This is a genomic window from Rhodococcus sp. B10 (assembly GCF_011770055.1).
Lineage (GTDB): Bacteria > Actinomycetota > Actinomycetes > Mycobacteriales > Mycobacteriaceae > Rhodococcoides > Rhodococcoides kyotonensis_B.
Genome location: NZ_JAAFYV010000003.1, coordinates 162,411 through 175,158, shown reverse-complemented (window position 1 = coordinate 175,158; position 12,748 = coordinate 162,411). Strand labels below are relative to the sequence as shown.

The following is a 12,748-nucleotide window of genomic DNA, read 5'->3' as shown; positions in this document are numbered from 1 at the left end:
CTACTTTCTCGGGAAGTGCCGAATCAGGCCTTCCTGCACGACGGTTGCGAGCAGTACTCCGTCCGTCGAAAAGAAGCGGCCGGTCGCGAGACCGCGCGACCCCGCGGCCACAGGTGATTCCGTGGCGTAGAGGGCCCATTCGTCGAAACGAAACGGACGGTGGAACCAGATGGAATGGTTGACCGTCGCCGCGACGATACGGTCGAGTCCCCACGACAATCCGTGGGTGGTGAGGATCGAATCGAGCACCGTGGTGTCCGACGCGTACCCCATGGTCGCCGCGTGGAAGATCGGATCGTCGGGCAGCTCCCCGTCCGCCTTCATCCAGACGCGATTGTGCGTGAGCTTCTCCCCCGTGGTCTGCAGAATCCAGGCGGGGTCGTTGGCGTAGCGCATGTCGATGGGCTTGAGCGCGTCGACGAACATCTGCAGTCGATCCTCGTACCCGACGAAGTGATCACCCAACGGCGGCAACGTATCCGGGTACGGCACCTCGGGCAACTCGACGCTGTGCTCGAGCCCCTTGCCGAAATCCTGGAACGCCGCGAGCATCACGAAGATCTCGTCGCCGTCCTGCAGCGCGGTGACTTGACGGTTCGCGAAGGCGCGCCCGTCGCGGTGACGCTCGACGCGATACTCGATCGGCTTCTTGACGTCACCGCCTCGAATGAAGTGCGCATTGATGGCGTGCACGTCACGTGACGTGCCGGACACCGTGCGCCCGGCGGCGATCAGTGCCTGAGACACCATCTGTCCGCCGAAGGTCCGGCTGCCCACCTGGCGAGGATGAACCCCCCGGAACGTGTCCTCGCCGGTCTCCTCGAGCTCGAGCAACTCGAGGAGCGTCTGTAGATCCGTCTTGCCCTCGGTCGACGCTGAGGCTGCAGCGCCGGTTCCCCCCGCATCGGTCACTTACCGGTCCTCTTCTCCAATTCGGTGCACGTGGATCAAGTTGGTCGAGCCTACTGTGCCGGGAGGAGCTCCGGCTACGATCACGACCTGATCGCCCTTGCTGTATCGACCCAGCTCCAGCAGCGCCTTGTCGACCTCGATCACCATCGCGTCCGTCGTCGCGACCTCGGGGACCAGGAAGGTCTCGGTGCCCCAGCTCAGTGCGAGCTGCGACCGGACCTCGGGGATCGAGGTGAACGCGAGCAGCGGAAGGGACGTGTGCAGACGCGCGAGACGACGCACGGTGTCACCGGACTGCGTGAAGGCGACCAGAGCCTTCGCGTCGAGACGCTCGCCGATGTCGCGTGCAGCGTAGGAGATGACACCACGCTTGGTACGCGGCACATGGGTCAGCGGCGGAACCGGCTCGCCCTCGCTCTCGACGGTCTCGACGATCCGAGCCATCGTGCGGACGGTCTCCATGACGTACTTGCCGACGGAGGTCTCACCGGACAGCATCACGGCGTCGGTGCCGTCGAGCACGGCGTTCGCGACGTCCGACGCCTCCGCGCGGGTGGGGCGCGAATTCTCGATCATCGACTCGAGCATCTGCGTCGCGACGATGACGGGCTTGGCGTTGGCACGCGCGATCTGGATGGCGCGCTTCTGCACCAGCGGAACCTGCTCGAGCGGCAGCTCGACGCCGAGATCGCCACGCGCGACCATGATTGCGTCGAACGCGAGCACGATGGCTTCGAGGTTGTCGATGGCCTCCGGCTTCTCCAGCTTCGCGATGACCGGAACTCGTCGGCCGACGCGGTCCATCACCGCGTGCACCAGTTCGACGTCGGCGGGCGACCGAACGAAGGACAGTGCGATGAAGTCGACTCCGAGCTGCAGTGCGAACTCCAGATCGGCGATGTCCTTCTCGGACAGCGCCGGTACCGACACGTTCATACCGGGCAGCGAGACACCCTTGTTGTTGCTGACGGGTCCACCCTCGGTGACGCGGCACAGCACGTCGTTGCCCTCGACGCCGGTGACGACGAGTCCGACCTTGCCGTCGTCGACCAGCAGCCGGTCGCCTTCCTTGGCGTCCTGAGCGAGTTCCTTGTAGGTCGTCGACACGCGGTCGTGGGTGCCTTCGCACTCCTCGACGGTGATGCGCACCAATTCGCCGTTGGCCCAGGTGGTCTTGCCTTCGGCGAAGCGGCCGAGGCGGATCTTCGGTCCCTGCAGATCGGCGAGGATGCCGACGGCTTTGCCCGTGGCATTCGATGCGGCACGGACTCTTTCGTAGTTTGCCTGATGATCCGGGTGATCGCCGTGGCTGAAATTCAGTCGGGCGACATCCATTCCACTCTCGACGAGTTCACGGATTCGATCACTGGTAGCGGTGGCGGGTCCAAGGGTGCAAACGATCTTCGTACGTCGGCTCACGAACACGAGCCTAGACTGTGGCTCCTGCCTTCTCCATGGCAGAGGGGTCCGACGCGATTCTACCCGTCGGTAACATCGCGTCAGACCTGTTCAGAACACCTGGATCAATTCAGACCACGGCCAGCGGCAAAGCAGTCGGGTGCACCGGAGACGGCAGATCCGACCGGCCCGTCAGGTATGCGTCGACGCCATGTGCCGCCGACCGGCCTTCCGCGATGGCCCATACGACCAACGACGCTCCTCGGTGCGCGTCGCCGCACACGAAGACACCGGGCGCCGTCGTCTGCCAGTCCGGGCCACACGACAGCGCGCCGCGACGGGTCAGGGTCAGTCCGTAGTCGTCGAGCAGCGGCCCGTGCTCGACGCCCTCGAACCCGATGGCGAACAGCGCGAGGTCGCACGGCAACTCGACCTCCTCGCCGATCGGGGTGATGACGCGTCGGCCGTCCGCATCGCGCTGGACTTCGACCTCGGCGAGCACCATGGCGCGTACGTGACCGTTCTCGTCGCCCAGGAAACGCTGCACGGCAACCTGGTGCCGTACGACGCCACCCTCGGCGTGAGCCGGCGACGTCCGGAGAACCAGCGGCCACGACGGCCACGGCGAGCGCTCGTCGCGGATCTCGGGAAGCGCCTGGTTGTAATCCAACTGGGTCACCGACGCAGCACCCTGCCGGTGCGCGGTACCGAGACAGTCGGCCCCGGTGTCACCGCCGCCGATGATGACGACGTGCTTGTCCTTCGCGGAGATCGATGTAGGGCCGTCGCCCTCGCATTCCTTGTTGGCCGGCACGAGATGCTCCATGGCCAAGTGGATTCCGGCCAGAGAGCGTCCCTCGACCTCGGTGTTGTCCCGAGCGCGCAGCGCTCCGACCGCCAGCACGACCGCGTCGAACTTCTCCCGCAACTGCTCGACGGTGAAGTCGACACCGACTTCGCAGTCCGTGACGAAATGCGTTCCCTCGGCACGCATCTGCATCAGTCGCTGGTCCAGCACGGATTTCTCCAGCTTGAATTCGGGGATGCCGTAGCGCAGCAGACCGCCGAGACGGTCGTCGCGTTCGTAGACGGTCACGTCGTGGCCGGCGCGCGTGAGTTGCTGCGCTGCAGCAAGTCCCGCCGGACCGGAACCGACGACGGCGACACGCTTTCCCGTGTTGATCGTCGGAGGCTGGGGCACGACCGAGCCTGCGTCCCACGCGAGATCGGCGATGGTCTGCTCGACACGCTTGATCGTCACGCTACCGCCGGTGTCGCTCTCGGCGATCGACAGCACGCACGCCGCCTCGCAGGGCGCGGGGCAGACGCGTCCGGTGAACTCGGGGAAGTTGTTCGTCGCGTGCAGTCGGTCGCTCGCAGCGTCCCACCGGTCCCGTCGCACGAGATCGTTCCACTCCGGAATCAGGTTGCCCAGCGGACAGCCCGCAGTTCCCGAGTGACAGAACGGAATACCGCAATCCATGCAGCGACGAGCCTGGTCCGACACCTCTGCGGCGCGCTCGGACGCGGGCTGGTGCGAGTAGACCTCGTTCCAGTCCTTGACGCGTTCGGTGATCGGCCGCTTGGCGGCTTCCTGCTTGACGACGTTGAGGAATCCTCTGGGATCAGCCACGTGCTGCCTCCATGATTGCTGAGTCGACGTCGCGCCCCTCGGCGCGCGCCATCCTCGTCGCCTCCAGCACACGCTGGTAGTCGACGGGCATGATCTTCGTGAACAGTGCGGACCGCCGAGGCCAGTCCGCGAGGAGCGAGGCCGCGACGGTGGATCCGGTCCACTTCAGGTGGTTCTCCACCGTCTCGCGCAGCCACGCGAAGTCGTCGGGATCGGGAGTTTGCAACGTCACCATGTCCATGTTGACGTCGCTCGCATCCAGGCCGAGGACGAAGGCGATACCGCCCGACATTCCGGCGGCCATGTTTCGCCCGGTCGGGCCGAGGACGACGACGCGTCCTCCGGTCATGTACTCGAACGCGTGGTCTCCGACGCCCTCGTTGACGGCCGTCGCACCCGAGTTGCGCACCGCGAACCGTTCGCCGACGCGGCCGCGCAGGAACACCTCACCCGACGTCGCGCCGTAGAGAAGTGTGTTGCCTGCGATGACGTTGTCCTCCGGGACGAAGGAGACGTCTTCGGCGGGACGCACGACGACGCGGCCGCCGGACAGTCCCTTGCCGACGTAGTCGTTCGCGTCGCCGATCAGATCGATCGTGACACCTGCGGGCAGGAAGGCGCCGAGCGACTGCCCGGCCGAACCGGTCAGCTGCACTCGAATGGTGTCGTCCGGCAGACCCCGTCCACCGAACCGGCGGGTGACCTCGGAGCCGAGAAGTGTTCCGACCGTGCGGTTCACGTTGCGTACCGGTAGTTCGAGCGTGACCGGGTGAGCATCCTCGAGCGCACCCTCGGCGAGCTGAACGAGCGTGCGGTCGAGGGCGAAGTCCAGACCGTGATCCTGGCCGCGCAACCGTCGCCGCTGCGTCAGCGGAGCTCCGTGCTGGTCGGTCGGCATTGCGAAGATCGGCGACAGGTCGAGTCCCTGGCTCTTCCAGTGCGCGATGCCTGCAGACGTCTCGAGCGCATCCGCGTGTCCGACGGCCTCGTCGATGCTGCGGAAGCCCAACTTCGCCAGGTACTGCCTGACATCTTCCGCAACGAAACGGAAGAAGTCCTCGAGAAACTCGGGCTTGCCGTTGAAACGCTTGCGCAGGTCAGGGTTCTGCGTCGCGACGCCGACCGGGCAGGTGTCGAGGTGACAGACCCGCATCATGATGCAGCCGGACACGATCAACGGCGCAGTCGAGAAACCGAACTCCTCGGCACCGAGAAGCGCCGCCACGATGACGTCGCGCCCCGTCCGCAGACCGCCGTCGCACTGCACGGTGATGCGGTCACGAAGTCCGTTGAGCACCAACGTCTGCTGCGCGTCGGCGAGACCGATCTCCCACGGCGCACCAGCGTGCTTGAGCGAGGTCAGCGGCGCAGCGCCGGTACCGCCGTCGTAACCCGAGATCAGGACGACGTCGGCATGCGCCTTGCTGACACCCGTCGCGACCGTGCCGACCCCGACCGAGCTGACGAGCTTGACGTGAACGCGCGCATTCTCGTTCGCGTTCTTCAGATCGTGGATCAGCTGAGCGAGGTCCTCGATCGAGTAGATGTCGTGGTGCGGGGGCGGCGAGATCAGCCCGACGCCCGGCGTCGAGTGCCGCGTCTTGGCCACCCACGGGTAGACCTTGTAGCCCGGAAGCTGGCCTCCCTCACCCGGTTTCGCACCCTGCGCCATCTTGATCTGAATGTCCGACGCGTTCACGAGGTAATCGCTCGTGACACCGAAACGTCCGCTGGCCACCTGCTTGACGGCGCTGCGACGCGTCGGATCGTACAACCGGTCGGTGTCCTCGCCGCCCTCTCCCGAGTTGGAGCGTCCGCCGAGATTGTTCATCGCGACTGCCATCGCCTCGTGCGCCTCGGCCGAGATGGATCCGTAGCTCATCGCACCCGTGTTGAACCGGGTCACGATGGACTCGACCGGCTCGACCTCGTCCAGCGGAACAGGAGGGCGAATGCCTTCCTTCAACTCGAACAGCCCGCGCAGCGCGCCGCCCTCACGTGCCAGACGATCGACCTCGTCGCTGTACTTCTGGAAGACGTCGAAGCGTCCGGTACGCGTCGCGTGCTGCAGCAGGAACACCGTCTCGGGCGTGAACAGGTGCAGTTCGCCCTCGCGACGGAACTGGTACTCGCCGCCGATCTCGAGACGACGGTGCACGCGGTCGGTCGGATTCTCCGGATACGCGCGGCGGTGCCGCAGCTTGACCTCTTCGGCCAGCACGTCGAGGCCCACACCACCGAGCTTGCTGACGGTGCCCTTGAAGTACTCGCGCACCACGTCCTTGTCGAGGCCGATGGCCTCGAAAACCTGTGCGCCCGTATAGGATCCGACGGTCGAGATGCCCATCTTGGACATCACCTTCAGCACGCCCTTGCCGAGTCCGTACAGATAGTTGCGCACCGCCACGGACGATTCGACGCCCGTCAGCTCGCCTTCGCCGACGAGGTCCTCGATGGACTCCATGGCGAGGTACGGGTTGACCGCCGCGGCGCCGTAGCCGATGAGCAGCGCGAGATGGTGTACTTCGCGGGCGTCGCCGGACTCGACGACGAGTGCGACCTTGGTGCGCTCCTTCGTGCGGACGAGGTGATGGTGCACCGCCGCGGTCGCGAGCAGGGACGGAATCGGCGCATGCGTGTGGTCCGAATCGCGGTCGGAGATGATCAGCGTGCGGAACCCGGCTGCGATGGCCTTGCTCGCGCGGCGTCGCAGACTCTCGATGGCTTCGGCCAGTCCCTCTCCCCCGCGTTCCACCTCGTACAGCCCGCGCAGCACGGTGGCAGCGAGGCCGGGGTGATCCCCGTCGTGGTTGATGTGGATGATCTTGTTGAGCTCGTCGTTGTCGAGAACCGGCCACGGCAACACGATCTGGCGGCACGACGCGGCCGTCGGCTCCAGCAAGTTCTGCTCCGGGCCCATGACGCGGGACAGCGACGTGACGATCTCTTCACGAATCGAGTCGAGCGGGGGGTTGGTGACCTGCGCGAACAGTTCGACGAAGTAGTCGTACAGCAACCGGGACCGCTGCGACATGACGGCGGCGGGAGTGTCGGTTCCCATGGAGCCCAACGGTTCTCCGCCCGACGCGGCCATCGGCGACAGAACGACCCGCAGGTCTTCCTCGGTGTAGCCGAACGCGATCTGACGGCGCACGACCGACTCGTGGTTGTACTGGATGTGGGCGCGCTCCGGCAGACTCTTGATCTCGAGCAGTCCCGCGTGCAGCCATTCCTGATACGGGTGCTCGCCCGCGAGCTGCTGCTTGATCTCGGGGTCGGGCACGATGCGACCCGCCGCGGTGTCGACGAGGAACATCTTGCCCGGTTCGAGGCGACCCTTCGCGACGACCTCGGACTGCGGAACCTCGAGGACACCCGCCTCACTGGCGAGGATGATGCGTCCGTCGACCGTCTGCCACCATCGTCCGGGGCGCAGACCGTTGCGATCGAGCACGGCACCGACGTAGGAACCGTCGGTGAACGTGACGCAGGCGGGGCCGTCCCACGGCTCCATGATCGACGCGTGGAACTGGTAGAACGCGCGCACGTCGGGGTCCATGTCGCGGTGGTTCTCCCACGGCTCGGGCAGCATCATCATGACGACGTGCGGCACGCTGCGGCCACCGAGATGCAGGAGTTCGAGCACCTCGTCGAGGGACACGGAGTCCGAACCATCGGGGTTGCAGATGGGATACAGACGTTCGAGGTCGCCAGGGATGATGGCGCTGCTCAGCATCGCCTCACGTGCCCGCATGCGGTTGCGGTTGCCCATGACGGTGTTGATCTCACCGTTGTGCGCGACGTAGCGGTGCGGGTGAGCAAGAGGCCACGACGGGAACGTGTTGGTCGAGAATCGGCTGTGCACGATCGCAATCGCGCTCTTGCACAACGGGTTCCGAAGGTCGGGGAAGAACATGGGCAGCTGCATCGTGGTGAGCATGCCCTTGTAGACGATGGTCCGGCTGGACAGCGACGGAAAGAACAGTCCGGTACCGGCCGCGGCGATCTCCGGCGTGACGCGCTCCGCGCGCTTGCGCACCGCGTAGACCTGACGGTCGAGCTCGAGGCCGCCGAGGCGAACGCCGTCGACCTCAGGCGCTGCCACGAACAGGTAGGACATGTGCGGCATGCAGCCGAGCGCTGTCAGACCGATGTCCGCGCCGTCGGGATCGACCTGAACTTCGCGCCACCCGAGTACGTCGAGACCCTCTTCGTGGGCGATCGCCTCGACGCGCGCCACGGCGTCGGCGCGTTCGCGAATGCCCTGCGGCAGGAAGCAGATTCCGGCGGCGTACGTGTTGGTGCCGTCCGCCAGCGCTTCGGGCAGCGGGAAGTCGACCAGAGACTCGAGGAGTTCGACGGGAAGCTGCAACAGGATGCCCGCGCCGTCACCGCTGTTGGGTTCCGCACCGGCCGCGCCTCGATGTTCGAGGTTCTCGAGCGCCAGAACTCCATCGGCGACGATGCTGTGCGACCGACGTCCGGCCACGTCGGCGATCATGGCGACGCCGCACGAGTCCTTCTCCTGGGCAGGGTCGTACAGACCTTGCTCTGCCGGCAACTGTGAGAACAGCATTCTCGTCTCCTCCACCTGTGCCAGGGAGACACCGTGAAAATGCTGTGCGCCGCATCGGCGGCGTTCTTTCCTCGGCGACTCCGCCAGCGAATGAGCTCTGGTGACAACGATACGGGTCACGCGAGAGCTCGCTCGTGCTGAAATTCGGGGTCTACCGGGACAACTCTGGCCCGCGAAGGGGTCCGGCCGGGGCCGAACGAAACGAGCCTACCAGTAGCCCTTGACAGCTCGACAATTCCAGGGCTACCGGTCTCGACCGACGCTAATCGCGCAGGGGCCGACCGTGCTGGTCGCGGACACTGCCGGTGAGCATCATGATGCCGTCGATCAACGGCCAGATGCCACCGATGCCACAGGTCAACCAGGTGACGGCGATCTGCGCGATCGCGATCCCCGGCTGATTGAGATAGAACCGACCGGCACCGAAAGCGCCGAGCAGGATTTCGAGAAGCCCGGCCGTCACCTTGGACTTGTCCGACAGCGGCTCACCCGTCATCGGGTGACGCCCGAACGGTGCCGACGGATCGACGCCGTAGCCACCCTGGAACCCGCCGTACGGCTGCGGCGTATAGCCCTGGGGTCCATACCCGGGAGGGGGTGGCGGCGCGTATCCCGCGTCGGAAGTCGGCTGCGCGAACTGCTGGTAGCCAGGGTCCGGCGGCCCGTACACCGGTCCCCCGTGGTTCGGGTCACCGTAGTTGGGCGCGCCGTACGTGGGAGCACCGTACGGCTGAGTTCCGTAGTCGGTTCCGTACGAGTTCGGGTCGTACGACGGTGTCGCCGAGGGCTTGTCGAGATTCACACCCGGCGCGTCGGGCTCACTCGGCGGCGGGTAGCTCGGGCTTGCTCCCCATCCTGGACCGTTGCCGACGCCGGAGTGGACGTCCCATCCCGGACCCGAGCCGGAGCCCGACCCCGTCGCACCGGTGACCGGCCCGATCTCCGACGTGGCGGGCGGCTCCGACAACGATGCTTCCGCGGTCGCGTCGTAGTCGAACGGTGCACCGAACTCCGGTGGAGTGGACGGACGTTCCGCGTCGCTGCGGGATCCGCTCGTCGTCTCGTCTCGGTTCTTCTCGGGCTCGGTCACCGTGCGCTCCTCGTTCAGGTCGGGCAGCTGATGCGGAGAGTCTGCCATGTGAGTCGGTTCAGTTCTCGGGTGTGCGTTCCGCGGCGTCGTCGGCTGTTTCGTCGGTCGCCGCGTTCTCCTCCTCGGCGCCCTTCGACACCAGAGTCGACGGCTCCTCGCGCCCCTTCTTGGCCAGGACGACGTACGCCACCGCGAGCACGAAGACGATGGACGAGGTGAACGAGTTGATGCGAATGCCTGCGATGTGCGTCGCGTAGTCGTCACGCATCAGCTCGACCCAGAATCGACCTGCACAGTAACCGGCGACGTAGAGTGCGAACAGGCGTCCGTGGCCGATGGAGAACCGCTTGTCCACGATGACGAGAACCACGACGACCGCGAGGCTCCACAGGAGCTCGTACAAGAACGTCGGGTGGACGACCCTCTCGACGAGTCCCGTCGACACACCGGACAGCGAATCGATGCGGCCGTTCGCGTCGGCGCGTTCGTAGATTTCGAGACCCCACGGCACCGTGGTCTCGCGGCCGTACAGCTCCTGGTTGAAGTAGTTGCCGATGCGGCCGATCGCCTGTGCCAGCAGGATCGGGGGTGCCACGGCGTCGCCGAACGCGGGCAGCGGAATACCGCGTCTGCGGCACGCGATCCAGGCGCCGACGCCACCGAGCAGTACGGCGCCCCAGATTCCGAGGCCACCCTCCCAGACCTTCAGCGCTCGAATCGGGTCACCGCCCGCACCGAAGTACGTGGTCCAGTCCGTGGCGACGTGGTAGAGCCGCCCGCCGATCAGGCCGAACGGGACGGCCCACACCGCGACGTCGAGAACCGTTCCCTTGGTTCCTCCGCGAGCGACCCAGCGACGGTCACCCCAGATGATCGCGACGACGATGCCGAGAACGATGAACAGCGCGTAGGCCCGCAATGCGAGCGGACCCACGTACCAGACGCCCTGCGGCGGGCTGGGAATGTAGGCAAGGACAGAGGTCGACGACGCAAGGGCGGAAGTCACGACGACACGTTAGCCGAACGGACGCCCTCGGCGAGTTCGCTCGTGAGCGAGGCGACAGCATCCAGTCCGTTGTCGACCGCGCTGACCAGAGCGGAACCGACGATGACCGCGTCGGCGTAGCGGGCGATCTCGGCGGCCTGCGCGCCCGAACGCACACCGAGTCCGACGCCGATCGGAATGTCGGAGTGAGCGCGGATGCGCTTCGTCAGTTCGGGAGCGGCCGACGACACGGCGTCGCGTGCGCCGGTCACGCCCATCGTCGAGGCGGCGTAGACGAAACCACTGCTCAGTTCGACCGTGCTGGCGAGACGCTCCTCCGTGGACGACGGCGCGACGAGGAAGATGCGATCGAGATCGTGTGCCTTCGACGCCTCCAGCCACTCCCCTGCTTCGTCGGGAATGAGGTCGGGAGTGATGATGCCGAGTCCGCCTGCGTTCGCGAGATCCCGCGCGAACCGATCTATTCCGTAGCGCAGCACCAGATTCCAGTACGTCATGACGACCGCGCTACCACCCGCCGCCGACACCTTCTCGACGACCGTGAAGACGTCCTTGACCTTGACACCCGCGCGCAATGCCGTGTCGGCGGCCGCCTGGATGGTCGGGCCGTCCATGACCGGGTCGGAATACGGGATTCCGACCTCGACGATGTCGCAACCGGACTTCACCATGGTCTCGAGAACCTCGATCGACCCTTCGACCGTCGGGAAACCGGCCGGCAGGTAACCGACGAGCGCTGCGCGGTTCTCGGCGCGAGTCTTCTCGAATGTGGCTGCGAGCCCTGAACGTTCGGTCATTCCTGCGCACCCTTCTCGGCGTCCACGTGTGCTTCGCCATCGCTGTCGACCAGCCCGAACCATTCGGCTGCGGTGTCGACGTCCTTGTCGCCGCGGCCGGACAGGTTCACGAGCACGATCTTGCCTTCGCCCAGTTCCTTGCCGAGCTTCAGCGCACCGGCGACCGCGTGCGCCGACTCGATGGCCGGGATGATGCCCTCGGTCCGGCTGAGCAGCTTGAAGGCATCCATCGCTTCGGTGTCGGTGATCCCGCGGTACTCCGCGCGTCCGAGATCGTTGAGATGCGAGTGCTCCGGGCCGACGCCCGGGTAGTCCAGACCTGCCGAGATCGAGTGCGACTCGATGGTCTGGCCGTCCTCGTCCTGCAGCAGGTAGGAGTACGCGCCGTGCAGGGCTCCCGGGGTACCGCCGCTGATCGTGGCTGCGTGACGACCTGTCTCGACGCCGTCACCCGCGGCCTCGAAGCCCACGAGACGAACCGACGGATCGTCGATGAACGCGTGGAAGATGCCGATCGCGTTCGAGCCGCCGCCGACGCACGCGGCGATGGCGTCGGGAAGCCGTCCTGTCGACGCCTGAACCTGTTGTCGCGCTTCGAGTCCGATGATGCGCTGGAAGTCGCGGACCATCAGCGGGAACGGGTGCGGTCCGGCGACCGTGCCGAAGCAGTAGTAGGTGTCGTGAGCGTTGGTGACCCAGTCGCGCAGTGCTTCGTTGATCGCATCCTTCAGTGTGCGCGAACCCGACTTGACCGCAACGACACTGGACCCGAGCAGCCGCATCCGTGCGACGTTCAGTGCCTGACGCTCGGTGTCGACCTCGCCCATGTACACGACACAGTCGAGCCCGAGCAGGGCGCATGCGGTAGCCGTCGCGACACCGTGCTGGCCTGCACCCGTCTCGGCGATGACGCGTGTCTTGCCCATCCGCTTGGCGAGCAGAACCTGACCGAGGACGTTGTTGATCTTGTGAGAACCCGTGTGGTTGAGGTCTTCTCGCTTCAGCAGGATTCGCGCGCCACCCGCATGCTCGGACAGCCGCGTCGCCTCGAACACCGGCGACGGACGGCCCGTGTAGTCGCGCTGCAGTCGATCGAGCTCGCCGAGGAATTCGTTGTCGCTACGCACCTTGTCGTACTCGGCGGAGACTTCCTCGATGACGCCCATGAGCGCCTCGGGAACGAACCGTCCACCGTAGACACCGAAATGCCCGCCGACGTCGGGATTGTGCTGACTACGGTCGGTGACACCCGCGCTGGTCTCCGGGAGGTCACCGCCCTTGAAACGAGGGCTCTGAAGGTTGCTGCTCACCCGTCCAGTCTGCCCCAGCCGTCACC

Annotated in this window: 8 protein-coding genes; all 8 read right to left on the bottom strand. The window is 66.1% G+C overall.

Translation table 11 applies throughout. The annotated features are described in order from the left end of the window. The 8 genes from RhoFasB10_RS03285 to trpB all read right to left on the bottom strand — a co-directional run bounded on the left by RhoFasB10_RS03285 (position 1) and on the right by trpB (position 12,722). Entirely contained in the window at positions 1-912 is a 912-nt protein-coding gene (locus RhoFasB10_RS03285) for an acyl-CoA thioesterase II (protein WP_167675052.1), read from the bottom strand. Continuing rightward, on the bottom strand, positions 913-2,331 hold the full coding sequence (gene pyk, locus RhoFasB10_RS03280; RefSeq protein ID WP_167675050.1) for a pyruvate kinase: 1,419 nt from the start codon (positions 2,329-2,331) through the stop codon (positions 913-915). 109 nt (positions 2,332-2,440) lie between these two features. Continuing rightward, positions 2,441-3,943: a glutamate synthase subunit beta gene (locus RhoFasB10_RS03275; protein WP_068420802.1), complete on the bottom strand. Its 1,503-nt coding sequence runs from the start codon at positions 3,941-3,943 to the stop codon at positions 2,441-2,443. Beyond that, complete coding sequence (gltB, locus tag RhoFasB10_RS03270; RefSeq protein ID WP_167675048.1) at positions 3,936-8,519, bottom strand: glutamate synthase large subunit; 4,584 nt, start codon at positions 8,517-8,519, stop codon at positions 3,936-3,938. The genes RhoFasB10_RS03275 and gltB overlap by 8 nt, the downstream gene beginning before the upstream one ends. Positions 8,520-8,781: 262 nt before the next feature. Then, the gene (locus RhoFasB10_RS03265) at positions 8,782-9,609 is read right to left on the bottom strand and encodes a TM2 domain-containing protein (protein WP_167675103.1); all 828 of its coding nucleotides are present in this window, start codon (positions 9,607-9,609) and stop codon (positions 8,782-8,784) included. Positions 9,610-9,667: 58 nt separating this feature from the next. Then, entirely contained in the window at positions 9,668-10,615 is a 948-nt protein-coding gene (gene lgt / locus RhoFasB10_RS03260) for a prolipoprotein diacylglyceryl transferase (protein WP_167675046.1), read from the bottom strand. Then, positions 10,612-11,412, bottom strand: coding sequence for a tryptophan synthase subunit alpha (trpA, locus tag RhoFasB10_RS03255; protein WP_068420794.1), 801 nt, complete (start codon positions 11,410-11,412; stop codon positions 10,612-10,614). The genes lgt and trpA overlap by 4 nt, the downstream gene beginning before the upstream one ends. Beyond that, a complete protein-coding gene (gene trpB / locus RhoFasB10_RS03250) occupies positions 11,409-12,722 on the bottom strand; it encodes a tryptophan synthase subunit beta (RefSeq protein ID WP_167675044.1) in 1,314 nt (437 codons plus the stop codon). Before trpB ends, trpA begins: the two co-directional genes overlap by 4 nt. Positions 12,723-12,748 lie beyond the last annotated feature (26 nt).